The organism is Sphingorhabdus sp. M41 (assembly GCF_001586275.1).
Lineage (GTDB): Bacteria > Pseudomonadota > Alphaproteobacteria > Sphingomonadales > Sphingomonadaceae > Parasphingorhabdus.
This window is the reverse complement of the sequence record NZ_CP014545.1, coordinates 1,169,348-1,193,764: the sequence shown is the minus strand read 5'-3', so window position 1 is coordinate 1,193,764 and position 24,417 is coordinate 1,169,348. Positions and strand designations below refer to the sequence as shown.

28 protein-coding genes are annotated in these 24,417 nt (G+C 58.0%); 18 read left to right on the top strand and 10 right to left on the bottom strand.

The window, feature by feature from the left end:
* Positions 1-87: 87 nt before the first annotated feature.
* From purB to AZE99_RS05710, 9 genes are all read left to right on the top strand, one after another.
* Complete coding sequence (gene purB / locus AZE99_RS05750) at positions 88-1,389, top strand: adenylosuccinate lyase (protein WP_067198803.1); 1,302 nt, start codon at positions 88-90, stop codon at positions 1,387-1,389.
* Between the two features lie 85 nt (positions 1,390-1,474).
* Positions 1,475-1,819: a LapA family protein gene (locus tag AZE99_RS05745; RefSeq protein ID WP_067198802.1), complete on the top strand. Its 345-nt coding sequence runs from the start codon at positions 1,475-1,477 to the stop codon at positions 1,817-1,819.
* Positions 1,816-2,490 (top strand): orotidine-5'-phosphate decarboxylase, encoded by a 675-nt coding sequence (gene pyrF / locus AZE99_RS05740; RefSeq protein ID WP_067198800.1) that lies wholly within the window; start codon positions 1,816-1,818, stop codon positions 2,488-2,490. The genes AZE99_RS05745 and pyrF overlap by 4 nt, the downstream gene beginning before the upstream one ends.
* A gap of 12 nt (positions 2,491-2,502) precedes the next feature.
* The gene (locus AZE99_RS05735) at positions 2,503-2,931 is read left to right on the top strand and encodes a hypothetical protein (RefSeq protein ID WP_067198799.1); all 429 of its coding nucleotides are present in this window, start codon (positions 2,503-2,505) and stop codon (positions 2,929-2,931) included.
* Between the two features lie 9 nt (positions 2,932-2,940).
* The gene (locus tag AZE99_RS05730; protein WP_067198797.1) at positions 2,941-3,585 is read left to right on the top strand and encodes a phosphoribosylanthranilate isomerase; all 645 of its coding nucleotides are present in this window, start codon (positions 2,941-2,943) and stop codon (positions 3,583-3,585) included.
* A gap of 87 nt (positions 3,586-3,672) precedes the next feature.
* Positions 3,673-4,905, top strand: a complete 1,233-nt coding sequence (gene trpB / locus AZE99_RS05725; protein WP_067198795.1) for a tryptophan synthase subunit beta — start codon at positions 3,673-3,675, stop codon at positions 4,903-4,905.
* On the top strand, positions 4,902-5,696 hold the full coding sequence (trpA, locus tag AZE99_RS05720; protein WP_067198793.1) for a tryptophan synthase subunit alpha: 795 nt from the start codon (positions 4,902-4,904) through the stop codon (positions 5,694-5,696). Before trpB ends, trpA begins: the two co-directional genes overlap by 4 nt.
* A 97-nt stretch (positions 5,697-5,793) precedes the next feature.
* Positions 5,794-6,648, top strand: a complete 855-nt coding sequence (gene accD, locus AZE99_RS05715) for an acetyl-CoA carboxylase, carboxyltransferase subunit beta (RefSeq protein ID WP_067198791.1) — start codon at positions 5,794-5,796, stop codon at positions 6,646-6,648.
* Positions 6,649-6,762: 114 nt separating this feature from the next.
* Complete coding sequence (locus AZE99_RS05710) at positions 6,763-8,085, top strand: bifunctional folylpolyglutamate synthase/dihydrofolate synthase (RefSeq protein WP_067198790.1); 1,323 nt, start codon at positions 6,763-6,765, stop codon at positions 8,083-8,085.
* Here AZE99_RS05710 and AZE99_RS05705 read toward each other — a convergent pair.
* Positions 8,082-9,785 (bottom strand): AmpG family muropeptide MFS transporter, encoded by a 1,704-nt coding sequence (locus tag AZE99_RS05705; protein WP_067198788.1) that lies wholly within the window; start codon positions 9,783-9,785, stop codon positions 8,082-8,084. The genes AZE99_RS05710 and AZE99_RS05705 overlap by 4 nt on opposite strands.
* Positions 9,786-9,860: 75 nt before the next feature.
* The gene (locus AZE99_RS05700; protein WP_067198786.1) at positions 9,861-10,640 is read right to left on the bottom strand and encodes a DUF1223 domain-containing protein; all 780 of its coding nucleotides are present in this window, start codon (positions 10,638-10,640) and stop codon (positions 9,861-9,863) included.
* 95 nt (positions 10,641-10,735) lie between these two features.
* On the opposite strand from AZE99_RS05700, the gene AZE99_RS05695 reads away from it, so the two are divergent.
* Both AZE99_RS05695 and rsmD read left to right on the top strand, forming a co-directional pair.
* The gene (locus AZE99_RS05695) at positions 10,736-11,548 is read left to right on the top strand and encodes a pseudouridine synthase (protein WP_067198784.1); all 813 of its coding nucleotides are present in this window, start codon (positions 10,736-10,738) and stop codon (positions 11,546-11,548) included.
* A gap of 118 nt (positions 11,549-11,666) precedes the next feature.
* Positions 11,667-12,209 (top strand): 16S rRNA (guanine(966)-N(2))-methyltransferase RsmD, encoded by a 543-nt coding sequence (gene rsmD / locus AZE99_RS05690; protein WP_067198782.1) that lies wholly within the window; start codon positions 11,667-11,669, stop codon positions 12,207-12,209.
* Here rsmD and AZE99_RS16425 read toward each other — a convergent pair.
* Both AZE99_RS16425 and AZE99_RS05685 read right to left on the bottom strand, forming a co-directional pair.
* Positions 12,206-12,331, bottom strand: a complete 126-nt coding sequence (locus AZE99_RS16425; RefSeq protein WP_257721892.1) for a hypothetical protein — start codon at positions 12,329-12,331, stop codon at positions 12,206-12,208. The two genes, rsmD and AZE99_RS16425, sit on opposite strands and share 4 nt — an antisense overlap.
* Positions 12,332-12,482: 151 nt before the next feature.
* A complete protein-coding gene (locus AZE99_RS05685) occupies positions 12,483-12,773 on the bottom strand; it encodes a hypothetical protein (RefSeq protein ID WP_067198780.1) in 291 nt (96 codons plus the stop codon).
* Between the two features lie 138 nt (positions 12,774-12,911).
* Here AZE99_RS05685 and AZE99_RS05680 point away from each other — a divergent pair, with 138 nt between their 5' ends.
* On the top strand, positions 12,912-15,215 hold the full coding sequence (locus tag AZE99_RS05680; protein ID WP_443027808.1) for an ATP-dependent helicase: 2,304 nt from the start codon (positions 12,912-12,914) through the stop codon (positions 15,213-15,215).
* Positions 15,216-15,233: 18 nt separating this feature from the next.
* On the opposite strand, the gene AZE99_RS16075 is transcribed toward AZE99_RS05680, so the two are convergent.
* Genes AZE99_RS16075 through AZE99_RS16265 form a run of 3 tightly spaced genes read right to left on the bottom strand, consistent with a single transcriptional unit; the run spans position 15,234 to position 15,753 of the window.
* Positions 15,234-15,335, bottom strand: a complete 102-nt coding sequence (locus tag AZE99_RS16075; protein ID WP_197460260.1) for an LPXTG cell wall anchor domain-containing protein — start codon at positions 15,333-15,335, stop codon at positions 15,234-15,236.
* 13 nt (positions 15,336-15,348) lie between these two features.
* Positions 15,349-15,591 (bottom strand): hypothetical protein, encoded by a 243-nt coding sequence (locus AZE99_RS05675; protein ID WP_067198778.1) that lies wholly within the window; start codon positions 15,589-15,591, stop codon positions 15,349-15,351.
* A 21-nt stretch (positions 15,592-15,612) separates the two neighbouring features.
* Positions 15,613-15,753, bottom strand: a complete 141-nt coding sequence (locus AZE99_RS16265) for a hypothetical protein (RefSeq protein WP_197460259.1) — start codon at positions 15,751-15,753, stop codon at positions 15,613-15,615.
* A 418-nt stretch (positions 15,754-16,171) separates the two neighbouring features.
* Between AZE99_RS16265 and AZE99_RS05670 the strand changes: the two genes are divergently transcribed.
* Positions 16,172-17,239, top strand: coding sequence for an aspartyl/asparaginyl beta-hydroxylase domain-containing protein (locus tag AZE99_RS05670; RefSeq protein ID WP_067203328.1), 1,068 nt, complete (start codon positions 16,172-16,174; stop codon positions 17,237-17,239).
* A 33-nt stretch (positions 17,240-17,272) separates the two neighbouring features.
* Here AZE99_RS05670 and AZE99_RS05665 read toward each other — a convergent pair whose 3' ends face one another.
* Positions 17,273-17,722 carry a L,D-transpeptidase family protein gene (locus AZE99_RS05665; RefSeq protein ID WP_231862699.1) on the bottom strand — a complete coding sequence of 150 codons (450 nt, stop codon included), beginning with the start codon at positions 17,720-17,722 and terminating at the stop codon, positions 17,273-17,275.
* Here AZE99_RS05665 and AZE99_RS16375 point away from each other — a divergent pair.
* Positions 17,715-18,083 carry a hypothetical protein gene (locus AZE99_RS16375; protein ID WP_231862698.1) on the top strand — a complete coding sequence of 123 codons (369 nt, stop codon included), beginning with the start codon at positions 17,715-17,717 and terminating at the stop codon, positions 18,081-18,083. The two genes, AZE99_RS05665 and AZE99_RS16375, sit on opposite strands and share 8 nt — an antisense overlap.
* 88 nt (positions 18,084-18,171) lie before the next feature.
* On the opposite strand, the gene AZE99_RS05660 is transcribed toward AZE99_RS16375, so the two are convergent.
* Positions 18,172-19,923 carry a DUF885 domain-containing protein gene (locus AZE99_RS05660; RefSeq protein ID WP_067203325.1) on the bottom strand — a complete coding sequence of 584 codons (1,752 nt, stop codon included), beginning with the start codon at positions 19,921-19,923 and terminating at the stop codon, positions 18,172-18,174.
* A gap of 160 nt (positions 19,924-20,083) precedes the next feature.
* Here AZE99_RS05660 and AZE99_RS05655 point away from each other — a divergent pair, with 160 nt between their 5' ends.
* The 3 genes from AZE99_RS05655 to AZE99_RS05645 are packed head-to-tail and all read left to right on the top strand — an operon-like array spanning position 20,084 to position 23,037.
* Entirely contained in the window at positions 20,084-21,355 is a 1,272-nt protein-coding gene (locus AZE99_RS05655) for an MFS transporter (protein ID WP_335339234.1), read from the top strand.
* 24 nt (positions 21,356-21,379) lie between these two features.
* Positions 21,380-22,300, top strand: coding sequence for a cysteine synthase A (cysK, locus tag AZE99_RS05650; RefSeq protein ID WP_067198776.1), 921 nt, complete (start codon positions 21,380-21,382; stop codon positions 22,298-22,300).
* Positions 22,297-23,037, top strand: a complete 741-nt coding sequence (locus AZE99_RS05645) for a dienelactone hydrolase family protein (protein WP_067198774.1) — start codon at positions 22,297-22,299, stop codon at positions 23,035-23,037. Before cysK ends, AZE99_RS05645 begins: the two co-directional genes overlap by 4 nt.
* Before the next feature lie 33 nt (positions 23,038-23,070).
* Here the strand turns inward: AZE99_RS05645 and AZE99_RS05640 are convergent, their stop codons facing one another.
* Complete coding sequence (locus AZE99_RS05640) at positions 23,071-23,355, bottom strand: hypothetical protein (RefSeq protein ID WP_067198772.1); 285 nt, start codon at positions 23,353-23,355, stop codon at positions 23,071-23,073.
* Positions 23,356-23,625: 270 nt separating this feature from the next.
* On the opposite strand from AZE99_RS05640, the gene AZE99_RS05635 reads away from it, so the two are divergent.
* On the top strand, positions 23,626-24,414 hold the full coding sequence (locus AZE99_RS05635) for an aspartyl/asparaginyl beta-hydroxylase domain-containing protein (protein ID WP_231862697.1): 789 nt from the start codon (positions 23,626-23,628) through the stop codon (positions 24,412-24,414).
* The last annotated feature ends 3 nt before the right edge of the window (positions 24,415-24,417 follow it).

The window sequence follows — 24,417 nt, the reverse complement described above, 5'->3', positions numbered from 1 at the left end:
ATTGCCGACTCAATTCGTAGGTGCTAGCGGGACGGCAAATCAAGGCACTTCATTGCCGTAATCATCCTCTTTGTCCAAGGACCAATCATGATTCCACGCTATTCCCGTCCCGAAATGGTTGCCATCTGGGAGCCTGAATCGAAATTCCAGATCTGGTTCGAGATTGAAGCGCACGCCACCGATGCTCTCGCTGAACTGGGCGTGGTACCGAAGGAAGCGGCAAAAGCGATCTGGGCCAAGGGCAAGTTCGACGTGGCGCGGATCGACGAGATCGAGCGCGAAGTGAAGCATGACGTAATCGCCTTCCTGACCAATGTTGCCGAAAATGTAGGTGAAGAATCGCGCTTCATGCATCAGGGCATGACCTCGAGCGATGTCCTCGACACCTGTCTCGCCGTGCAGCTGGCGCGCGCGTCCGACATTTTGCTGGCCGATATCGATGCCCTGCTCGCAGCGATCAAGAAGCGGGCCTATGAGCATAAGTTCACCCCGACCATCGGCCGCAGCCACGGCATTCACGGCGAACCGGTCACTTTCGGTCTGAAACTGGCGCAGGCCTATGCCGAATTCGAGCGCAATCGTGAACGGCTGGTCGCCGCGCGCAAGGAAATCGCCACCTGTGCGATTTCCGGCGCGGTTGGAACCTTCGCCAATATCGACCCCAAAGTCGAGGAGCATGTCGCCGAGAAACTCGGCCTCACCGTCGAACCAATCTCCACCCAGGTGATCCCGCGCGACCGCCATGCCCAATTTTTCGCCACGCTCGGCGTGATTGCCTCGTCGGTTGAACGACTCGCCGTCGAAGTACGCCACCTGCAGCGCACCGAAGTGCTCGAGGCCGAGGAATATTTCTCGCCGGGCCAGAAGGGCAGCAGCGCGATGCCGCACAAGCGCAACCCGATCCTGACCGAAAACCTGACCGGCCTCGCCCGGATGGTCCGCAGCTACGCCCTGCCGGCGATGGAAAATGTCGCGCTGTGGCACGAGCGCGATATCTCGCACAGTTCGGTCGAACGGATGATCGGACCGGATGCGACGATCACGCTCGACTTCTCGCTGGTTCGCCTGACCGGTGTCATCGACAAGCTGCTGATCTATCCCGAACGGATGCAGAAAAATCTCGACCGTATGGGCGGTCTGGTCCATTCGCAGCGCGTCCTGCTCGCCCTCACCCAGGCCGGCATCAGCCGCGAGGACAGCTACCGCATCGTCCAGCGCAACGCGATGAAGGTCTGGGAATCGGACGGCGAGATCGCGCTGCTCGACCTGCTCAAGGCCGATCCCGATGTTTCGGCGAAACTGTCGGACGAAGAGCTCGAGGAACGCTTCAATCTCGATTATCATTTCAAGCATGTCGACACAATATTCGCGCGGGTCTTCGGCGAATAGGCGGGTTTTGCCTATCATGTCTTAGCATCTGGCCACCCGCCATTTTTAAGGCTAGGATAGCTGCCACACGGAAAAAAGGTGAAGCATGCAATTTATTAAAATCCTGTTCTGGGTTCTTCTGCTGGTTGCAACCTTCATCTTCTGGTGGACCAATGAGGCACGGGCTTCGCTGGATCTCGGAGCGGCTGTGGTCGAAGCGAGGGTTTCAACCTTCGTCGTCGGCGCTTTCCTGATTGGCTTTGTGCCGACATGGCTGCTCCTTAGGGGCTCCAAATGGCGGATGTTGCGCCGGATCAAGACATTGGAAAATGCCGCAAGGCCGGCGACGGTGCCAACCCCCGCGCCAAGCCGTGCACCAACTCCGACAGCGACGGTAGAACCCGCACCGGCCGTATCTCCGGTCGGTAGCGAGAAAGCATCAAGCATATGACCAATCCGATTTTTGTCGCAATCGACACGCCCGACCTCGACCGGGCCATCACGATTGCGCAATCGGTCAAGGGGCATGTCGGCGGCCTGAAACTCGGCCTCGAATTTTTCTGCGCCCACGGCCATCATGGCGTGCACGAAATCCAGAAGCTGGATCTGCCGATCTTTCTTGATCTCAAGCTGCACGACATTCCCAATACTGTTGCCAAGGCAATGCAGGCGATCAATGTTCTGGAACCCGCGATCGTAACAATCCACGCCTCTGGTGGCCGCGCGATGATGGAAGACGCCAAGGCGGCGGCAAACGAACATACCAAGGTCGTCGGCGTAACCCTGCTGACATCGCTGGACGAACGCGACATGGGCAAGATCGGCTATAGCGGCTCTCCGCATGACCAGGTCGAGCGGCTGGCCGCACTGGCCCGCGAGTCCGGACTGGACGGCATCGTCTGCTCGGGCAATGAAGTGGCCGCAGCGCATAAAATCTGGAAAGACGGCTTTTTCGTCGTCCCCGGCCTGCGCACCAAGGGCGGCACGATGGGCGACCAGAAGCGCGCGGTGACACCAAGGCAGGCGCGCGACAATGGCGCGAGCGTGCTGGTGATTGGCCGGCCGATTACCGGCGCGGAAGATCCCAACGCGGCAGCGCGGGCGATTGAGGCGACGCTTTAGCTCGACTGTCGAATGGAAGAAAAAGCAAAATCTCTGACCCTTGAGTATGAATGGTCATCTGACGATGATTTTGGTCTGCTGTATGTGAGAGTCGTGAACGGCTTCACTCGCTTAGAATCTGATTTTTGGGTTCAGTGGCAAGACATTGTAGAGTTTGGTCAAGCCTTAGAGCAGCCCAGTAAGCATTTTTCTAAAGTCGAGGAATGTTGGGGACAGACTTTAGAAACCGGTGAGCATCAAACGATTATCAAAATTCTGTTCGACCAGATAAACGAGCAAGGTCATATTGATTTATCTGTTGAGCTCCGCGACCGAGATGATCCTAAAAAATTTGGCAGCACCCGGTTTCTAGTGCCGCTGAGTAGCATCGCAAGTTTTCGCGATGAGGTCAGGTTGATGATGGATAAAAAGTCCCGTACCGCGACACTGTACTGCCTTTAAGAGTGTGATATGACAACCAAAATCAAAATCTGCGGCCTCTCCACCGAAGCCGCCGTCGATGCAGCGGTCGAAGCCGGTGCGACCCATATCGGCCTCGTGCATTTCGAGAAAAGCCCGCGCCATGTATCGCTGGAACGCGCGGCTGAGCTTCGTCAATATGTTGCCAACAGGATCAGGACAGTGCTGCTGCTGGTCAATGCGGACCCAAAGCTTACCGGCAAAGCCATTAGCGCGGTCAAACCCGACGTCATCCAGTTCCACGGCAGCGAGACCCCGGATTGGCTGAAGCTGGTGGCGGACAATAGCGGCCTTGAAATCTGGAAAGCGCTGGGCGTGAAGGACAAGCCGACGCTGGCGAAATCCAGCCGCTATGTCGGCGCTGCCGACCGGTTGCTGTTTGACGCCCCGGCAAAAGCTCTACCCGGCGGAACCGGCACCTCCTTTGACTGGTCCCTGCTGGCGGATCATGACCATCAGCTCGACTGGGGCCTCGCCGGCGGCCTTGATCCGGACAATGTCACCGATGCGCTCAAGGCTACGCAAGCCCCGCTGGTCGATGTGTCCTCCGGCGTCGAATCCGCGCCCGGCGTCAAACAGGTGGACAGAATCGCCGCCTTTTGCCAAGCGGTGCGGGACTATGACGCGTCCAAGTAAGACCCGTTCGCCCTGAGCCTGTCGAAGGGTGATTGCCGCAAGGGTTCCTGCTTCGACAAGCTCAGCACGAACGGAAATATCGAACTCATGAACGACACACCCAACAGCTACCGCAACATGCCGGATGATCGCGGCCATTTCGGCGAATTTGGCGGGCGCTATGTCGCCGAAACCTTGATGCCGCTGATCCTCGATCTGGAAAAACATTATCGCGCGGCGCAGGCCGATCCGGCGTTCGGGGAGCAGTTCAACGATCTGCTGCAAAATTATGTCGGTCGCCCCTCGCCGCTCTATTATGCCGAGAGCCTGACCGAGGAAGTCCGCAAAGATGCGCCGGAAGGCAAAGGCGCGCAAATCTGGTTCAAGCGCGACGAGCTCAACCATACCGGCGCGCACAAGATCAACAATTGCGTCGGCCAGATCCTGCTCGCCATGCGCATGGGCAAGACACGGATTATCGCGGAAACCGGCGCCGGTCAGCATGGCGTGGCGACGGCAACTGTCTGCGCCCGCTTTGGCCTACCCTGCACCATCTTCATGGGCGCCACCGATGTCGCGCGGCAGAAGCCCAATCTGTTCCGGATGAAATTGCTCGGCGCGGAAGTCGTCCCGGTGACCAGCGGCGCGGCGACGCTGAAGGATGCGATGAACGAGGCTTTGCGCGACTGGGTAGCCAATGTCCACGACACATTCTACATCATCGGCACCGCCGCCGGTCCCCATCCCTATCCCGAGCTGGTCCGCGATTTTCAAAGCGTCATCGGCAAGGAAGCCCGCGCCCAGATGCTCGACCGCGTCGGGCGCTTGCCGGACATGCTGGTCGCAGCCATTGGCGGCGGCTCCAATGCCATCGGCCTGTTCCATCCGTTCTTGGATGACCCGGACGTCAAAATGCTCGGCATCGAGGCGGCGGGCCATGGTCTCGACAAAGAACATGCGGCGAGTCTCGCAGGCGGCGGCCCCGGTATCTTGCACGGCAACAAGACCTATTTGCTGCAGGACGAGGATGGCCAGATCACCGAAGCCCATTCGATCAGCGCCGGCCTCGACTATCCCGGCATCGGACCCGAACATAGCTGGCTCAAGGAATCCGGCCGCGTCGACTATGACAGCGCCACCGACAAAGAAGCACTTGACGCCTTCCAGCTGCTTTGCCGCACCGAAGGCATCATTCCGGCGCTCGAACCGAGCCATGCGATTGCAGCGGTGGTGCGCGAAGCGGTGAAAATGGACCGGGACAAGATCATCCTCGCGAACTTGTGCGGTCGCGGCGACAAGGATATTTTCACCGTCGCCGAAGCGCTGGGAACCGAGATATGACTCGTCTCTCTCAATCCTTCCCCGCCGACCGCGCCGCGCTCGTCACCTTCGTTACAGCTGGCGATCCGACCCCTACCGATACCGGCGCCATTCTAGACGCGCTCGTCGAAGGCGGGGCCGATGTGATCGAACTCGGCATGCCGTTCACCGATCCGATGGCCGACGGCCCCTCGATCCAGGAAGCGGATATCCGTAGCCTTGCCGCGGGCACCAAGACCGCTGACATCTTCAACATGGCGAAGGAATTTCGTCAGCGTCACCCCGACACGCCGCTGGTGCTGATGGGCTATGCCAATCCGATGACGATCCGGGGCTCCGAGTGGTTCGCCAATGCCTGCGTCGACGCCGGCGTTGATGCGGTGATCTGCGTCGATATTCCGGTTGAGGAAGACGAAAGCCTCGGCGACGCGCTGCGCGCCAAGGATGTTGCGGTGATCCGCCTCGCGACCCCAACCACCGATGCCGAGCGCCTGCCCACCATATTGAATAACGCGTCGGGCTTTCTCTATTATGTCTCCGTCGCAGGCATCACCGGCCAGCAACAAGCGGCGCAGGCCAGCATCGAAGAAGCGGTCACGCGGCTGAAAGCGGGCACCGACCTGCCGGTCGCGGTTGGCTTTGGCGTGCGCACCCCCGAACAGACCGCCGAGATCGCCCGCGTAGCGGATGGCGTCGTCGTCGGCTCGGCAATTGTGGAGATAGTCGCCGAACATGGCAAAGACGCAGCGCCGCATGTCAGGGACTATGTTAAGTCGCTTTCCGATGCTATCAGGGCCGCCGGAAAGAATTGATATCGCACACCGTTCGTGTCGAGCGAAGTCGAGACACAGGCCGCGAAACACGGCATCTCGACTTCGCTCGATGCGAACGGACTAGAGGAATGATAATATGAGCTGGCTAAGCAATGTCCGCAACAAGATCGCGTCGATCACCAAGCGCGAAACGCCCGACAATCTCTGGCACAAGTGCAAGAAATGCGAAGCAATGGTCTTCCTCAAGGAATATGAGGACAATATGCATATCTGCCCGAAATGCGAGCATCACGGCCGCATCGGTCCGATGACCCGCTTCGCCCAGATCATGGACGAAGGCAGCTGGAAGCTGATCCCCTGGGCGCCGGTGCTGGAAGACCCGCTGAAGTTCAAAGATCAGAAAAAATATGCCGACAGGCTGAAAGATGCGCGGACCAAGACCGGCGAACAGGATGCGCTGATCAACGTCAAAGGCACGATCGAAAGCATTCCCTGCGTCGTCGGCGTACAGGATTTTGCCTTCATGGGCGGTTCGATGGGGCTGGCCGTGGGTCAGGCCTTTGTCGATGGTGCCAAGCGGGCGCTGAAGGACCAATGCCCCTATATCATCTTCACCGCCGCCGGCGGCGCGCGGATGCAGGAAGGCATATTGTCGCTCATGCAAATGCCCAAGACCACGGTAGCGATCTCGATGCTGCGCGAAGCGGGTATCCCGTTCATCGTCGTGTTGACCGATCCTACCACCGGCGGCGTCACCGCCAGCTATGCGATGCTCGGCGACGTCCATATTTCCGAACCCGGCGCCATGATCGGCTTTGCCGGCCAGCGGGTGATCGAGAATACCATACGCGAGAAACTGCCCGAAGGGTTCCAGACGGCGGAATATCTGCTCGAGCACGGCATGATCGACATGGTCGTGCACCGCAAGGAACTGCGCGAGAAGCTGGCCCATGTCATGGGCTATCTGATGGCATGGAAAGACGCGGCCTAAATCCCCCTCCCGCTTGCGGGAGGGATTAGGGGTGGGATTATCCTCCATGACCAAAACTGCGATTTCACATATTCAAGCCCACCCCTGGCCCCTCCCGCGAGCGGGAGGGGAGTAATGGCAGACGGCGCGAAGTCGGATCATCCGGCCGTCCAGAAACAGCTCGACCGGCTGGAAATGCTCTCTCCCGGGCGCGATGTGCTGGGGCTGGAACGAATCCTCGAGATCCTCAACCGTCTCGGCAATCCACAGGATAAGCTACCCCCTATATTCCACGTCGCTGGCACCAATGGCAAGGGCTCGACCTGCGCCTTCCTGCGCGCCGCGATCGAAGCGGAAGGACTCAAGGCCCATGTCTATACCAGCCCGCATCTGGTCCGGTTCAACGAGCGGATAAGGCTGGCTGGCAAGCTGATCGAGGATGAATATCTCGCCGAATTGCTTGCCCGGGTTCTCGACATCAGCGAAGATATCAATCCCAGTTTCTTCGAGGCTACCACCGCCGCCGCCTTTCTCGCCTTCTCCGAGACACCGGCCGATGCCTGCATCCTGGAAGTCGGTCTCGGCGGCAGGCTCGACGCCACCAATGTCATCACCGACCCGGTCGCTACCGGCATAGCAGCGCTCGGCATCGATCATGAAGGCTTTCTGCTAAGCCCGGAAGAAGGCACACCGGACGATCCCATGACCCGCATTGCCTGGGAAAAGGCCGGTATTGCGAAAAAGAACGCGCCCCTGCTGACGCAAAAATATGCTGACGAAATGCTGCACGCCATCGCCGATCATGCTGCAGACATCGGTGCGCAGCATTTTCCCCGCGGCGAGGAATGGGATGCAGCGATTTACGAAGGCCAGCTTCACTACAAGGATCATGCAGGAAAGCTCAACCTGCCCCTGCCCGCGCTGGTCGGCGCGCATCAGGCGGACAATGCCGCGCTCGCCATCGCGATGCTGCGCCATCAGGACAGGATCAAGATTTCTGATGCCGCGCTAAAGGCCGCCATGGGCTGGGCGCAATGGCCGGGACGGATGCATTTCCTGATCGCCGGACCGGTCACCCATTTGCTGCCATCTGACGCCGAGGTCTGGGTCGACGGCGGCCATAATGTCAGCGCCGGACTGGCGCTCGCCAAATATTTCGCCGACTATGAAGCGGGCTCGATTGATCTGGTGATCGGGATGCTGTCGAACAAGGATCCGGCGGCGATCATCACCCCGCTGCACGAGAAACTGGCCAGCGTGACCGTGATCCCGGTGCCGGGCCATGAATCGCATGCTCTCGGTGATTATCCGGATGCCGGTGCACCGATTCAGGAAGCGAGCGATATCATGTCGGCGCTCCAATCTCTGGATGCTGAACCGGGCAAAACCGTATTGATTGCGGGATCGCTCTATCTGGCCGGCGAGGTGCTGAAAGCGAACGAGCAGGTCCCGGACTAAACGCCCTTCAGAGCCGTTTGGTCTATTCCGGACTTGGCACCCAGACGCGAAATACGAATCCATTCGATGATGCAGATTATGACCGCAATTCCGCCCATGAGCGTGGTCAAAATGAATACGTGAAAATAGCCCTGTTCCTCGATCATCTGACCCAATGCACCGCGGCCTAATGTCCCGACCAGCATGGTAAGTGATGAAAGAAGCGCATATTGGACCGCGCTATAGCCTTTGGCGACAATCGAAGACAAATAGGCGACAAAGGCGGCTCCGGCGATACCAACAGCAATATTCTCGCCAGCGATAGCCATCATTAGCTTAGCAAGTCCTGCATCCCCTCCCAGATTTGCGATCAGCCAGGTGAACCCCGTTATATCGCTAACGGATTGGACCACAGCTCCGCCTCTCGCCAAATCCGCATAGAGCAAATTGGTGGCAGCAGCGAGAACAGCACCCAGAGTAAGAGTTAACATGCGTCCCAAAGTTGTGAGCATATAACCGCCAGCCGCAAGTCCTATCATCAACGCGCCGATCCCGAAAAACTTCGAAGCGACGGCGACTTCGTCTTTGGTATATTGAAGCTCTCCCAGATAAAACGGGTAGGCAAAGCTTCCCCAGATGGAATCCGTAATGCGATAGGTTAGAACCAGCCCCAATATGACGATCAGCGCCCACCCCAACCGTCCGACGAATTCAGTGAGCGGAAGAACCAGCGCGCGGTAGCCATGATCAAGAAACCGGCCTGCGGTAGATTCAGCAGGCACATCCTTGGTCAACAGATATTGCCCCTTGCGTTCGAAGCGCACCAGCAAGGCTGAAATCAGGACGGGAATTACTACCGTTGCCACGACAATCAGGGGCCCCATCGTGGAGATGAATGCGACTGAATCAGGACGCGTTTCTGCATCGCTTCCCAATGACCGAACCATGAATGTTCCCACCGTTAGCAAGGCCCAGCCCCACAGGATTGCCACGGCTAGCAGCGCCCATCCACGAACACGCGGATCAAGCTGGCCGGTTTTCCGTAAGCCATGCTCATCGGCCATTTCTTTGGCGGTCTGCACGGTTGTCTCTGCATCGGGTGCAAACAGGCCAGCAAAACCGATCAAGAGCATTATCGCCCCCATCGTCAAGTAAACGGTTGGCCAGTCGGTTCTTTCGGCCAGAAAAAGTGCCAACGCGCCGCCGACAAGCGCAGCGATCCTGTACCCCATTTGATAAACGGTAGACAGAATATCAATCGTCGCGACTTCATCGGCCACATCGACCCGCCAGGCATCGATGACAACATCTTGTGTAGCGGAGGCGAACGCACCTATTCCCGCCAACAGGGAGAATAACCCAAGCGAAGAAACCGGATTGAGCGAGGCCAGAACAACCAGAATGAAACCGAGCAATATTTGCGCGGTGACGATCCACTGTTTGCGCTTCCCCAATTTCTTCAGCAATGGGACATCAATGCGATCAAGCGCTGGCGACCAAAGAAATTTGAACGCGTAAGCTAATCCAATGAGCGAAAACACGCCCATGGTTTCGAGATCGACTTCTGCATCAGAAAGCCAAGCATAGAGAGTTCCGAGGAGCAAAGCATAGGGTAAGCCCGCCGCAAATCCGAAGATTGTCATGAACAGCGTTTTGCGATTGCCCAGCGACGCGATTACTTTGCGCCAACCCGGTTTTTCCTTCGTTTCCGATGCGGTCACCCGATACTCCTTACCCGTTCGCTATCGCCACTAAACGGTTATGGCAGGAAGTCCAAAATGAAATCGCTTCGCCCCTCAGATATCCAGCAGCTTGGCCGCCACAATCGCCCCTGCTCCCGGACGCTGAACAACAATCGCATATCTGTCCGCGCCGCTGATGTTCAGGTCTTCAGGAGATATAGCCAGCCGCATCGGCCTGCCGCGCCAGCTGCCGAGATTGCGTTCGGCCTTGACCACATTGACATAATGCAGGGTCCGCCCGCCGTTTTCCCCGCATCCGATCCGCACGGTTTCCGAGGAACTGAGCGCGATCAGCGACACCCCGGCCATATAGTCGGATTTTCCGCTGATGGTGATTGAAATCTGCCCGCCGGCATCGGTGGCAGTTGTGATCAGGGGACCTGCCCGGTCAGCCCGCCGGACCAGCGAGCGGATATCATTCTCCCGCGAACCCACCGCGCCACCACCGCCGTTGACCACGATTTGCGGGGTGTAGACCCCTGCTCCTTCATGACCCTTGTCGGCATAGGCGCGCTGCAACCGCGTATTGTCCTCGCGCGCCAGTGTATCCTTCCAGCCGAGCCGGTCCCAGTAGGTCACCGGCCGCGTGATCACCAGCAGGGAGTCGTCTTTTGCCAGCCTTCGAGCCAGCAAATCTGCGGGGGGACAGGACGAACATCCCTGACTGGTGAAAAGCTCGATGACAACCGGATTGGAACCACCGGCATCATCGGAGCGACCTGCGGGTGTCGTCACCTGAACCGAGCTGGCGGCAGAGGTCGGCGCCAGTTGCGCACCGGCGATTCCGGCAAAAGCCGCTCCGCCAATCAATGCGCTTATGACAATCTTTCTCATTTCCCGCTCCTTGAGGGTGACAATAGCTGTTCGCGGCAATGAAACCAGAGGTTACAGATTGCAGACAGCGCATTTTTCGGCCATGGATCCCGGCCATGACCGAAGATAAACCAGCCAAGATATATCGCGCGAAACCGACCCCCGGGGCAAAGGCTCCGGCAGTGGCGAAAGCACCAACCGGCGAAGTTCGCGAAGGCCAGCGCATTGCCAAACTGCTCGCCCGTGCCGGCGTTGCATCGCGCCGCGAAATCGAACGGATGATCGAAGCCGGACGGATTGAACTGAACGGCAACCCGGTCGAACATCCCTCGCTTCTGCTAAAGAATCTGACCGGAATTACCGTGGACGGCAATCCGGTCGCAGAACCCTCGCCGGCCAAGCTCTATCGCTTTCACAAGCCCAATGGCTATCTCACCGCAGAACGTGACTTTTCCGGCAGGAAGACGATTTACGACGTCTTGCCTCAGGAAATGGAGCGGGTCATGCCGATTGGCCGCCTCGACATGAATACCGAGGGCCTGTTGCTGATGACCACCGATGGCGAGTTCAAGCGCGAAATGGAACTGCCGAAAAACGGCATCGAACGCACCTATCGCGCTCGGACATTCGGCGACATCAGCCAGAACCAGCTCGAGGAGCTCTATCGCGGGATTACCATCGACGGCATGCATTATGGCCCGATCACTGCCAATCTCGAGCGGCGCACCGGGCGCAACCAGTGGATCGAACTGACCCTGACCGAAGGCAAGAATCGCGAAGTCCGCAAGGTGCTGGAACATTTCGGTCTCGAAGTGTCCCGACTGATCCGCACCCGCTACGGCCCCTTCGTGCTCGGCGACCTGCAAAAAGGCGAGATCGAGGTCGTGCGCCAGCATGATCTGGTGCAGTTCAGAAAATCGCTAAAATGACCGACCGCGCGTGCGTTATAACATCCGTTCGTCCTGAGCCTGTCGAAGGACATCTCTCCTCCGAGAAGCGTGCTTCGACAAGCTCAGCACGAACGGTGCTTTGCCTCTCGGAAAAGATATGCGCATAATCGCAGGAAAATGGCGCGGCAGAAAAATCGTCGCACCCAAGGGCGAGACCACACGGCCGACAGCCGACCGCACGCGCGAACGGCTGTTTTCGATGCTGACCAGCCGACTCGGCGATTTCGAGGATCTGCAGATACTCGACCTGTTTTCCGGTTCGGGTGCGTTGGGCCTGGAAGCGCTGTCACGCGGCGCCGGACATTGCACTTTCGTCGAACAGGACAAGGACGCGCTCAGGGCGCTGGAAAAAAATATCGAAACTTTGGGAGCAGATGCCGATGTCCGGATCGGATCAGTTCTCCACCTGGGCGCAGCGCGCAAGCCTTATGATCTGATCCTGATGGACCCGCCTTATGATTCGGGTGCTGGTGCGGTGGCGCTGGACAAGCTGGGACGCCACGGCTGGTTCGCGCCTTCAAGCTGGATCGCTATTGAAACCGGCAGAAACGAGGATGTTGTCGTCAAGGGATATAATCTGGATTGTGTCCGCGATAGCGGCAAGGCGCGGATCCATATCCTGCGCCCGGAAGGGATCTAGCCTTCCATCGACGCGGTCAGTGACGCGGTTTGCTGATGATCCAGCTGGGTGCTGCTATAGAATGTGGTAGCAGCCATCAACAGCGTGGCGATGATCGCACTTGTGGTCAGTCTTTTGCTCATTTGAAACTCCTTGGCCTGTGCTTTGACGTCCATGGATTAACAAATGGTGCATCGCAACATAACTTACAACCTGTCCTTTAGGGTATACTATGGAAAAGGCGAGACAACCGGTTGCGCTGCCTCGCCTTTTCAAGCCAAATCGCCAAAACGATTACATTTCGCTAGCAGGTTTCCCGGGCCAATAGTCGAGCGCCCGGTTGCCGAAATTCAATCCCGCTTCGCGTGGGTTGATGCAGCCGTCGGTCACATCGCCTCCGCACACTTGATATTCCTTGTCATTCAACATGATTGTCTGGGCACGGCCATTCGCAGCTTTTTGCAGCACCTCGGCCTTTGCCTCCGTTTTGGCACCATCCGGCATTTCGCTCTGGGTGGCATTGGCAGCGCCTGAAAAAGCCATGGTTGCGGCCGTTATAGCGCTCAAAATTGTGATCTTACGCATGTTGATCTCCAGCTAAATTGTTCCTGCCTACAAAACAGCCGGGTGGGAAAATGGTTCCCTCAGGCGTATCGGACGCATAAACATAAAAGCATGATTGGGGCCTTGCTCCGCTGCGCGATGTTCCCTAACTGTTCACCTGTGACCGATATAGTCAATATACCGAACGAGAATGATCCTCCCTATGTCCGCGGCCTGAATGTGCCGCAGCGAGAGGCCGTGCTGACCACCGAAGGCCCGGTGCTGGTGCTGGCTGGCGCTGGCACGGGCAAGACCGCTGCCCTGACCCGGCGGCTGGCGCATATCGTTTTCTCGCGCAAGGCCTGGCCGAGCGAGATTCTCGCCGTCACCTTCACCAACAAGGCCGCCCGCGAGATGAAGGAGCGGATTGCGTCGATCGTCGGCGAGAGTTTTGAAGGCATGCCGTGGCTCGGCACCTTCCACAGTATCGGCGCGAAAATGCTGCGCCAGCATGCCGAACTGGTCGGCCTGCAGAGCAATTTCACCATACTCGACACCGATGACCAGCTAAGGCTGCTCAAGCAAATGATCCAGGCCGCTGAAATCGACGAGAAACGCTGGCCGCCGAGGATGCTGGCCGGCCTGATCGACCAGTGGAAGAACCGGGGTCTCAACCCGCAGGATCTCGATGCCAACGAGAATGAACGCTATGCCAATGGCCGCGGACAGGAATTTTACGCAGCCTATCAGGCCCGGCTGAAGGCGCTAAACGCATGCGACTTTGGTGACCTGCTGCTCCATATCCTGAACCTGCTGAAGACCAACCGCGAGATTTTGAAACGCTATCAGGAGCGCTTCAAATATATATTGGTCGACGAATATCAGGACACCAACAGCTCGCAATATCTGTGGCTGCGGCTGCTCGCCCAGAGCCACCAGAATATCTGCTGCGTCGGCGATGATGACCAGTCAATCTATTCATGGCGCGGCGCGGAAGTCGCCAATATCCTGCGCTTCGAGAAGGATTTTCCCGAGGCGACAGTGGTCAAGCTGGAGCAGAATTACCGCTCCACCCCGCATATTCTCGCCGCTGCCTCCGGCCTGATCAACCATAATAGCGGCCGCCTCGGCAAGACCCTGTGGACCGAAGAAACCGAAGGCGACAAGGTACAGGTCATCGGCGTCTGGGATGGCCCGGAAGAAGCCCGGCGCATCGGCGATGAAATCGAATCGCTGCAGCAGCTCAAGCAAGTCTCGCTCAACGATGTCGCAATTCTTGTCCGCGCCCAGTTCCAGACCCGCGAGTTCGAGGACCGGTTCATCTCTATCGGCATGCCGTACAAGATCATTGGCGGCTTCCGCTTCTATGAACGCGCCGAAATCCGCGACGCCCTCGCCTATCTCCGCGTGATCACCCAGCCCTCGGATGATCTCGCTTTCGAACGGATCGTCAACACGCCGAAACGCGGTCTTGGCGACAAGACGATAGAAAAAGTCCACCGGCTTGCCCGCGCGCAGGGCATCCCCCTCGCCGCCGCTGCGCTCAGCATCTGCGACACCGACGAACTGCCGCCGCGCGCGCGCAACACCTTGCTCGAACTGATGCGCAATTTCATCCGCTGGCGCGACATGGCCGCCGACACCGATCATGCCGAACTCGCCCGGGTCGTTCTCGACGAATGCGGCTATACGACGATGCTGCAGGCCGACCGCTCGACCGAAGCCGCTGGCCGTCTGGAAAATCTGACGGAACTCGCCCGCGCGATGGAAGAATATGAAACGCTCGGCGAATTTCTCGAGCATGTTTCGCTGGTCATGGACAATGACGCCCGCGACGACGAGGCCAAGGTCACGATCATGACCATGCACGGCGCCAAGGGTCTGGAATATGATCATGTTTTCTGCGTCGGCTGGGAGGAAGGCGTGTTCCCGTCACAGCGCAGCCTCGACGAGGGCGGCAATGCCAGCCTCGAGGAAGAACGCCGCCTCGCCTATGTCGCGATCACCCGGGCCAAGAAAAAATGCACCATCTTTCATGCTGCCAACCGGCGCATCTACGGCCAGTGGAACAGCTCGATCCCGTCACGCTTCATCAGCGAATTGCCCGACGACCATATCGAGCATGAAAGCAGCATGAGCGGCGGCGAAAGCCTGTGGCGCGCCAACTGGAGCGAGAATAGCGATCCGTTCGCCCATCTCGCCGCGACAAATGCAACAAGAGCCGGCAAACGCGGGCCCGGCTGGCAACGCGCAGCGTCTGCACCGGGCGGGTTCGACAAAAACCCGCGTGTTATCAAGGAGGCCCGCCGCAGCGCCGTGTCGCTAGGCAACAAGGGTCGCGATGATGTGACCGTCGGCATGCGCGTTTTCCACACCAAATTCGGCTATGGCGAAGTGAAGGTGAAGGAAGGCAACAAGCTGGAAATTGCGTTCGAGAAGTCGGGTGACAAAAGGGTGCTGGATAGTTTTGTCGAAGTCGCCTGAACCAAGCAATCCTCTCTATCAGTAACCACCGCGTTTCTTTTTATTTCTCTTCCGGGCCACCAATATGCCTGCACTTATGCTGACCACCATCAGCGCAATCAAACCATAAGCAATCATCAATCGTAGCTCCATTTCAATTCCCGTCCTGCGCTATGTCGGCATCTGTTTCTTCTGCAAATTCAAGCGTGATCTCTGCATCCAGCTTGTCGCGGGGACTCAAATGACCGGCTTCGCGTTTTTCGGCCTGGATGGCTTCGATCCCCCATGCCTTTGCCGCTGCAGCCGCGACTTTGCGTCGGCTTTCCAGTGGATCATTGGTCGCGAGAGCAAGCTGTAACGCTTCCTGTTCGCGGCATGTTTCTGCCTTTACGCGCATCGTGGTGTTCCTTTTGTTAGATTAAGTCCCACGATTGCTTTTGATATTGTCGAGGCCTGGCACGACGCCGGATTTGGTCGAAGGATTGGACGCATTGGTCTTTTTCTTCTCGGCCTTGGGCTTGCGGACTTCGCGGTTGGATTTCTTCTGCGATTTGGCCATGATATTTCCTTGCAATGTGATTTTGGGGCGGCAATCTGCGGTCCTGCCTCAAGGAGGCGACCGAACGGATCGACTGTCGGCGAACAAGTTCAAACGATAATGCTGCGAATGATGTCCTGCCTCAGGAAAGCCGATCAGAGTTATTTCTGAACGTGAAGAGACAATGCCAGTGTGGATCGCCTTCGAACGGTCACAATGGCCTGTAGAGCATATAGGGAGCCAGAAAGCTTATTGTAAGGCTTGAGCGTTTCGTACCGACATAATATTCCCGCCAATCGGTTGCTCCGGAAGTCAGCACAATACAATGGGCCTGCCATCCCGGCATTGCCTTCAGGGCGCTCTTTCCACCATGGCCCGGTTCGGCAAATCTATCTTTGGACGCGCTTGTCTCCTCCAAGTTCTGCGCTATAAACTGGCCATGAACCCAGATACAGACACAAGAGACTCCCTGCTTGGTGAGGCGGTTTCCGCACTGCGCAGTGGCAATGATGCTATCGCCGAAGCAGCGCTGCAAAAACTGTTGGCGGCCGACAAGCGCCATCTTGCTGCGCTGTTCCTGATGGGTGAGCTGAAGGCGCGGGTGGACGATGACCGGGCAGCAAACGGCTTTTACAGGGCGGCCCTGAACATGGTCAGTGCCGGTGCTGCGGTTTCGGATGACCTGCGGCCCAAGATAAAACAGGCGGAAGAATTTCTGGCCGGAGCCCATGGCCGTTTTGAAGCCTTTTTGTTTCGCAAACTGGATGAATCCGGACTGGCGGGCAATGACACGCCGATTCCGGTTCGCCACGCCATCGATCTGCTGATGGGTCGCAAGGAAATTTTCTACCAGAAACCCTCGGTCTTCTATTATCCTGGCATGCCGCAGCGGGAATTTTACGAACGATCGGAATTTCCATGGCTGGCCGAAATGGAAGCGGCCATTCCGGACATGCAGGAAGAATTGCGCGACGTGATTGCGCGGACGCAGGAGTTCAAGCCCTATGTCCAGGGGCAGCCCAACCGGCCTCGGCCGAATAACCCGCTGCTCGACGATCCCAGCTGGGGCGCTCATTATTTCTGGAAAGATGGCGTCGAGATCACGCAAAATTCGGTCCATTGTCCGAAGACAATGGCGGCGCTGGCAGCGGCGCCGATTCCGGTGATCCAGGAACGTTCACCCATGGCGCTCTATTCCGTGCTCGAACCAGGCACGCATATCGCACCGCATTATGGCATGCTCAATACCCGGCTGATCTGCCACATCCCGTTGATTCTGCCTTCCGATTGCGCCTTGCGTGTCGGCGGTGAAACCCGCCCCTGGAAAGCGGGAGAGGCGTTGATCTTCGATGACAGTTTCGAACATGAAGCCTGGAATCGCAGCGACCAGCGACGGGTGATCCTGCTGTTCGAAATCTGGCGCCCGGAAATTTCCGCTGAAGAACGCCAGGCGCTGACAACGATTTTCGAGTCGATCAACGAATATCAGAAACCGGTTGAGATATAGCGGCCATTGCTGACTGGCTGACTGCAGCCAATCTTACAATATCGCGTCACCGAGGCCGAGCATCTTGCCGTTGGTCACGATCACCCGGTCGCCCAGCGTGGCCTGTTCGAACAGACGCCGCGCAAATTCCAGCGGCACACCGATACAGCCGCGCGTTCCCCATCCCCATTTGACATCGGAAGCATGGATGGCGACGCCGTCATTGGTCAGCCGCATCATATAAGGCATTGGCGAGCCATAGATGTTGGAGACATGGTCCTTGCTCTTCTGGCTGATCGGGAAGACGCCGGTCGGAGTCGGCTTCTCGGAATCGCCAAAGGTGATCACGGCCGCTCCGATTTCATAGCCAGCCCGGAAAACGGAAATGCTCTCGGCCTTGAGATCGACAGTGACGACCAGCTCGCCTTCCGGCACGCCTTCGTCATCCCATTTATAATAGCCGTGGACGAAAGGCTCATCGATCTGGAGGATACGCTTGACCACGAACTTGTCACTCAGCGGCAATTTGTCCACAATTGCGCTGGGCTCCGCAACGATTGGCTCAAGCAAGGAATCATTTTGTGCGGAGTGTGCGGAAGCAACTTGCGCACTGGCCACCGGCTTGGACAAAGAAGAAGACGCCTCAGCATCGGCGCGGGTCAGCCCCATCAACAAAATCGCAACAATCGCTAAAGCTGCCAGCAGCAAAACCGATGCGCTCATCCGATATGCAATTTTCTCGACCATCGCTCATACTCCAGAAGTTAACGGAGTGTTTACCATGGATTTCAGGCAAGAAACGGTCGATTTTCATGGCGTCCCGCAGCGGTACGATGGTTTCCGGAATATTAAGGAGGAGCGTTAATGGCGGGATTTGGGCACCCGCGCTCGCAGGTGCCCATGATTTTGATGTTTCGCGCGGAACCCCTTCCGCCTGCGTCGGAACAGAGAGTCTAGAAAACCGCTTTTGCTTCGGCTTCCTTCATCATCGCCTTGCGCACCAATGGGATCGGCGGGCCGCCATGGCTGAGGAATTCGTCATGAAACTCCTTCCAGCCAGCAGTTGCGCCATTTTCCCCGGCCTTCTGCTCGGCAAAATGGGCATTGGTCCAGTCTTCGCGCAACTTGCGGATCATCAGCTTGCCCATCGTATAGTTGAGATAGGCCGGATCATAGGTACCGCGTGCTGCCTGCTGGGTTGCGTTGCCGAGATCCTGATAACATTGCGTCCGGAACATATCGAGGCTCTGTTCGACCGTCATCCCCCGCGCATGCAGGCCGATTGCCGACAAATAGCGGCAGTTGCGCAGCAACGCATTGGACAGCTGACCGATTCTGGTTTCCGGATCGCCATCGTGCAGACCGGCCTCGACCATCATCTCTTCGGTATAATGGGCCCAGCCCTCGGCAAAGGCATAGCCGACGAACAATTTGCCGAAGATCGATTCCGCGCGATTGGCGTGGAGGAAATTCAGGAAATGGCCCGGCCATACTTCGTGGATCGTGGTGCCGAGCAGGTCCATCTTGCCGGGGATATAGGCGGCTCTTGTGGCTTCATCCCAGGACGGGTCTGGCGGCGAGATATAATAGACGCTCGGCAGGCCTGTCTCATAAGGACCGGGTATGTCGATATAGGCACTGTTCTGACGGTTATAGGGCGGCGATTCCTCGACCTGGGCAACTTCGGTGCCGGGAATGCTCACCAGATCCTTGTCGATAATGAACTGGCGCAGCGGCGGCAATTGGTCGCGGGCTTCCTGCACCGGCCCCTTTTCCGGCTTGTTCGCCGCCATTTTTGCAAAACAGTCGACGATGCTTGCGCCCGGTGCAAAAGCGCCGCAAGCCTTGGCCAATGCTGCCTGATTGCGTTTGAGATCCGCCCGGCCAATGGCTTCCAGTTCGTCGAGAGAGACATTCACGCCCTCGGTCTTGCTCACCATCGCGGCAAATTTATCGGCGCCCAGCGCATAGCCATCCTTGGTCGCCGGAACCGAACCGATATGACCGGCCAGATCCTTCATCGCGGCAGCCGCAGCAGCGGCAGCAACATCAAATTGCTGCTGCAGTTCGCTATCCTTCACCTCGGCAAAGGCGGCCTTGGCATCGCCGGTAAAATAGTCCGCGAAGCCGCCAAAACCGGCCTGTCCGAATTTCAGATAGGTTTCTGGCAGCGGCAATTGCAGATTTTCCTTGATCTGCGCGGCGGCGGCCGGAACAGCATTGGCATATTTGATAAACGCTTTCATCCGCGTTTCGGCATCGGCATAGGGCCGGGCAATATAGACATTGGGATCCAGAGCACCGACATAATAAGCCGGATTCTTGTGTGGCGAGTCGGCGGTCTCCAGCCAGAAAAGCTCGCCTTCCATCACGCTGACCAGATAGTCGCGCTCGAACCGTTCCGCTTCACTCAGATCAGCGGCATCAATCGCCTGCGCATCCGCTATCGCCTTCTTGCGCAGGTCGACCGCCTTTTTCAGGCCCTCTGGGCTCCAGTCGGGAAGCTGACCGTCAAATTCATGCTTGCCCTGATAAACGGCAAATGTCGGATTGATCGGGAAATAGGAGTCGAGAAAGCTGGACAGATAACCACCCCAGGCACTGCTTTCGTCAATTTCCATCGCAGCGACCGTATGATCCTCGATTTTTTTGCAGCCGGTCACCGTCAAGGCGGCCAGCGATACCGCCAGCATCAGATTGCGCATCTTCATTTCTGTCTCCCCGGGGAATGTTTCTCTCGGTGACAGACTTGCATAGTCGCCCGTGGCTTGGCCAGTGCTATTCGACCAACCGCCATCCGCGAAATTATGTCGCCGGCGAACGAAATCATTGCAGCAACTTCCCGCAATCGCTAGCAACTGTCCCGTGATCAGCTCCGCACCACATCCCTTCACCATCGCCAATTATCGCTACCTCTGGTTCTCGCGACTGGCGTCGATGTTTGCACTTTACGCGATGATGCTGATCCTCGGCTGGCAAGCCTATAATCTGGCCCGCGAGGACATGGGGGTCAGCGCCTCGGCCGGGATATTGGGCCTGCTCGGGCTGCTGCAATTCGTGCCGCTGTTCATCCTGACGCCGCTGGTCGGCTGGGTTGCCGACCATATGGATCGCCGCTGGATCGCCCGTATCGTGCTGGCTGCCCAGGCTTTGATTGCGCTGGCTCTGGGTCTGCTGACCGCAACCGGCGGCATTACGCTCTGGACCATCTATATCATCGCCGTGCTGCTTGGTATTTGCCGGGCCTTTCTCGGCCCCGCGATCACCTCGCTCGCGCCCAATCTCGTCCCGAAAGCCTCTCTTCCACGCGCCATCGCGCTGTCGACCATCGCCTGGCAAGTCGGCGTCATTGCCGGTCCGGGCATGGCAGGCCCGCTCTACAAGGTCGATGCCGCCCTGCCCTATTTCGTCTGCGCCGGCCTTTATGCGCTGGCAACGCTCGCGGTTTTCCTGATCGGCCCGGTGCCGCGACCTGCGGCCGACAAGACCAGGGGCCCCTTGCAACAGGTCGGCGACGGCATGGCCTATGTCTGGACCAACAAGCTGGTACTCGGGGCAATCACGCTCGATCTGCTGGTCATGTTCCTCGCCGGCGCCACCGCGATGATCCCGGTCTTTGCCAAGGATATCTTGAATGCCGGCGAAATCGGTCTGTCGCTGCTCGCGGCCTCCCCCGCCGTTGGCGCGGTGATTGTCGCGCTGATTTTCTCCTTTGCCCCGCTCAGCAAGAATGTCGGCAACAGCATGCTGGTCGCGATGGGCATCTTCGGACTGGGCACCATCGGATTCGGGCTCAGCACCAATCTCTACCTGTCGATGGCCTGCCTGGGGATTTGCGGCGCTGCCGACATGTTTGGCGTCTATGTCCGCAGCTCGCTGATCCAGCTGCACACGCCGGATGCCAAGCGCGGACGGGTTGGCGCGGTCAGCCAGATGACGATCAGCGCGTCGAACGAACTCGGCGATGCGCTGTCCGGTGGCCTTGCCGTTCTGGTCGGCCCCATTGCCGCCATTGTCGCGGGCGGAGCCGGTGCTATAGTGGTCACAGGACTATGGTCGCGCCTGTTTCCGCAACTGGGTGCTGCCAAAACTTTTGATCCGCCGGAAGAACCCCGACGAAGCCCGGCAAAAGAATGAGAATATAACCAGGAGTGCAGGATAATGATTGCCAACAACATTCTCGAAACCATTGGAAATACACCACATATCAAGATGCAACGCCTGTTCGCGGATGCCAATGTGTGGATCAAGTCCGAACGCTCCAACCCGGGCGGATCAATCAAGGACCGGATCGGCCTTGCGATGATCGAGGATGCGGAAAAATCCGGCGCGCTCAAGCCCGGTGGCACGATCATCGAGCCGACATCCGGCAATACCGGCGTGGGTCTCGCAATGGTCGCAGCGGTCAAGGGCTATACGCTGGTTCTGGTGATGCCCGAATCGATGTCGCTCGAACGCCGCCGGCTGATGCTGGCTTATGGCGCAACCTTCGACCTCAGCCCGAAGGAAAAGGGCATGAAGGGCGCGATCGAGCGCGCACAGGAACTGGTCGATCAGACGCCCGGCGCCTGGATGCCGCAACAATTTGAGAACCCTGCCAATTTCGAAGTGCACAAGCGCACCACTGCAATCGAGATTCTTAATGATTTCAAGGACAACCCGCTGGATGCTATCATCACCGGTGTCGGCACCGGTGGCCATATCACCGGCGTGGCCGAAGTTTTGAAAGAACATTGGAGCCATTTGAAAGTCTATGCCGTCGAACCGACATCCTCGCCGGTAATCAGCGGCGGCCAGCCTGGCCCGCACCCGATTCAGGGCATTGGCGCAGGCTTCATCCCCGGCAATCTCCACACACAGAGCATCGACGGAGCAATTCAGGTCGATCCAGCCGATGCCAAGGCCATGGCGCTGAGAGCCGCCAAGGAAGAGGGTATGCTGGTTGGCATATCATCCGGCGCAACTCTGGCTGCGATCGCCCAGAAACTGCCGGAACTGGGCAGTCAGGCGAGAATTCTCGGCTTCAACTATGACACCGGCGAGCGTTATTTATCCGTGCCAGAGTTTCTTCCCGAAGAATGAGCTCGATTGAGGTCCAGCAATTCACCTATCGGCATGGTGATGTAAATCTGTCCGGCTATATGGCACAGCCCAGCCGCTATCCGCGTGCGGGCATATTGATCGTGCCGACTATTGCAGGACCGAACAAGATCATGTTCGACCGCGCCCGATGGCTTGCCTCGCTGGGCTATAGCGCAATGGTCTGCGACCTCTACGGCAAGGGCTTCCTGGAAGATATTCGCGAAGCAAGGGTGCTGGCGAACGAATTGCGCGCGGACGCCGAATATTATCGCGACCGTTTCCGCTGCGCGCTGGAAGAATTGCGGACACGGTCAAAGCTCGCCAATAACCGCATTGCTGCGATCGGCTATTGCATGGGTGGCGAAGTCGTTCTCGAAATGGCGCGCGGCGGTGAGGACATCGCGCTCGTGGTCAGTTTCCATGGCCTCCTGGCAACCCCGCTACCGGCAAAGCGCGGCACCATTAAGGCGCGCATTCTGGTCTGCCATGGCCGGGCCGACCCGCTCGTCCCGCCCAAGCAGGTGCGCGAATTTCTTGAAGAAATGGATATTTCCGGAGCGGATTGCCACATGCATATCTACTCGGGCGTGGTTCACGGATTCACCGACATCAGCAGCAGTTCGAAGTCACTGGAGGCGGTCCGCTATAACGCGTCGGCAGACCGGCAAAGCAAGGCCGCCATGCTCAGCATGTTTGACGAGGTGTTCGAGAATAAAAAAACACCGGACCAATATTAGGTCCGATGTTTCCACGCCGTGTGAACGGTAGCTCTAGTCCGGCTCACCATCTCCATCATGGTCGAGCAGATCCGGCTGGCCGTCACCATCTTCATCCCAGACGTCGGCCTGCCCGTCACCGCTGCGATCCCAGGCATCCATCAAGCCATCACCATCACTGTCGATGGTTGGTGCCGGTATTTCGGACGGCATGTCATCAGAGGGGTGCGGTGGAGATTCTGGCTCTGCGGCAAAAGCTGCGCCCGATAGTCCCAATCCGACAGTAATCAGAAAAGGCATCATCCGGCTTATGCGATTGGGGGCTTTGTTGGAATGCATTGCATATACTCCTTATGCATATCATTCCCCTGTCACCGATGTGCTGGCGGATCCGTGGTCGCGGGTCCAGCGAGCTTCGACCATATGGTTGAAATCGGCGCTAAACAGCTGGTTTCCGACGCCTATCGATAAATAAACACCATTCATCGTGGGCGAAAGGCAGCAGCGCGTTAAACAGAATTTCGGCGGAGGTTTGTCGAAATATCGTCACATTTTGCTGTATAATTGGAACAACGGGTCCGGGATATTTCAACTGAAAGGTTGCAAGCCATGACCATGCAAAAGCTTCGCGGAACCTCCGCCTCGACGGCTGATGCCAACCAGCGCCCCCTGATCATCAAGATCGGCAAACGGCTGCGCGGCACGATGAACCGGATATCGATGGGCCAGTCGAAAATCCCGACGGAACCGGTCATCCAGGCCAATGCATTTCAATGGACCGACAGGCTGACCGCAAATTGGCAGACGATCGCGCAGGAAGCTGCCGCGATTCTGCGCCACCGCGACGCCGTACCGCCGCTCAAGGAAATTTCACCCGATCATGCGCGGATTGCCGGCGATGGCAATTGGCGCTCCTTCTTCCTGATCGGCTATGGCTATGAAGTGGCAGAAAATTGCGCCCGCGCGCCGGTAACGGCGGAACTGGTGCGCCAGATACCTGATCTCAACTCGGCCTTTTTCTCGATTCTCGAGCCCGGTGCCACGATTCCCCGTCACCGCGGCGTCACTCGGGGCCTGGTCACTTGCCATCTCGGACTGATCATCCCCGACAGACCGGAAAAATGCGCGATGCAGGTCGAGGATATCGATTTGTTCTGGGAGCCGGGCAAATGGCTGGTTTTTGACGACAGCTATTATCATGAGGTGCACAATGACACGGATCAGCGCCGGGTCATCCTGCTGATCCAGGTAAAGCGGCCGATGCGCCTGCTTGGCCGGCTTGCCAATGATCTGGCCTTATGGGGAATTCGCCGGTCACCCTTTGTACAGGATGCCCGGCGAAATCTTGGCATGTGGGAAGAAGCCTATAGGCAGGCGGAACAGAATGAAGCCGCCTGATTA

Bases quoted from the DNA above. Each gene is read 5' to 3' on its own strand.
- purB (WP_067198803.1), top strand. From the start codon at position 88: ATGATTCCACGCTATTCCCGTCCCGAAATGGTTGCCATCTGGGAGCCT.
- AZE99_RS05745 (WP_067198802.1), top strand. From the start codon at position 1,475: ATGCAATTTATTAAAATCCTGTTCTGGGTTCTTCTGCTGGTTGCAACC.
- pyrF (WP_067198800.1), top strand. From the start codon at position 1,816: ATGACCAATCCGATTTTTGTCGCAATCGACACGCCCGACCTCGACCGG.
- AZE99_RS05735 (WP_067198799.1), top strand. From the start codon at position 2,503: ATGGAAGAAAAAGCAAAATCTCTGACCCTTGAGTATGAATGGTCATCT.
- AZE99_RS05730 (WP_067198797.1), top strand. From the start codon at position 2,941: ATGACAACCAAAATCAAAATCTGCGGCCTCTCCACCGAAGCCGCCGTC.
- trpB (WP_067198795.1), top strand. From the start codon at position 3,673: ATGAACGACACACCCAACAGCTACCGCAACATGCCGGATGATCGCGGC.
- trpA (WP_067198793.1), top strand. From the start codon at position 4,902: ATGACTCGTCTCTCTCAATCCTTCCCCGCCGACCGCGCCGCGCTCGTC.
- accD (WP_067198791.1), top strand. From the start codon at position 5,794: ATGAGCTGGCTAAGCAATGTCCGCAACAAGATCGCGTCGATCACCAAG.
- AZE99_RS05710 (WP_067198790.1), top strand. From the start codon at position 6,763: ATGGCAGACGGCGCGAAGTCGGATCATCCGGCCGTCCAGAAACAGCTC.
- AZE99_RS05700 (WP_067198786.1), bottom strand. From the start codon at position 10,640: ATGAGAAAGATTGTCATAAGCGCATTGATTGGCGGAGCGGCTTTTGCC.
- AZE99_RS05695 (WP_067198784.1), top strand. From the start codon at position 10,736: ATGACCGAAGATAAACCAGCCAAGATATATCGCGCGAAACCGACCCCC.
- rsmD (WP_067198782.1), top strand. From the start codon at position 11,667: ATGCGCATAATCGCAGGAAAATGGCGCGGCAGAAAAATCGTCGCACCC.
- AZE99_RS16425 (WP_257721892.1), bottom strand. From the start codon at position 12,331: ATGAGCAAAAGACTGACCACAAGTGCGATCATCGCCACGCTGTTGATG.
- AZE99_RS05685 (WP_067198780.1), bottom strand. From the start codon at position 12,773: ATGCGTAAGATCACAATTTTGAGCGCTATAACGGCCGCAACCATGGCT.
- AZE99_RS05675 (WP_067198778.1), bottom strand. From the start codon at position 15,591: ATGCGCGTAAAGGCAGAAACATGCCGCGAACAGGAAGCGTTACAGCTT.
- AZE99_RS16265 (WP_197460259.1), bottom strand. From the start codon at position 15,753: ATGGCCAAATCGCAGAAGAAATCCAACCGCGAAGTCCGCAAGCCCAAG.
- AZE99_RS05670 (WP_067203328.1), top strand. From the start codon at position 16,172: ATGAACCCAGATACAGACACAAGAGACTCCCTGCTTGGTGAGGCGGTT.
- AZE99_RS05660 (WP_067203325.1), bottom strand. From the start codon at position 19,923: ATGCGCAATCTGATGCTGGCGGTATCGCTGGCCGCCTTGACGGTGACC.
- cysK (WP_067198776.1), top strand. From the start codon at position 21,380: ATGATTGCCAACAACATTCTCGAAACCATTGGAAATACACCACATATC.
- AZE99_RS05645 (WP_067198774.1), top strand. From the start codon at position 22,297: ATGAGCTCGATTGAGGTCCAGCAATTCACCTATCGGCATGGTGATGTA.
- AZE99_RS05640 (WP_067198772.1), bottom strand. From the start codon at position 23,355: ATGCATTCCAACAAAGCCCCCAATCGCATAAGCCGGATGATGCCTTTT.
- AZE99_RS05635 (WP_231862697.1), top strand. From the start codon at position 23,626: ATGACCATGCAAAAGCTTCGCGGAACCTCCGCCTCGACGGCTGATGCC.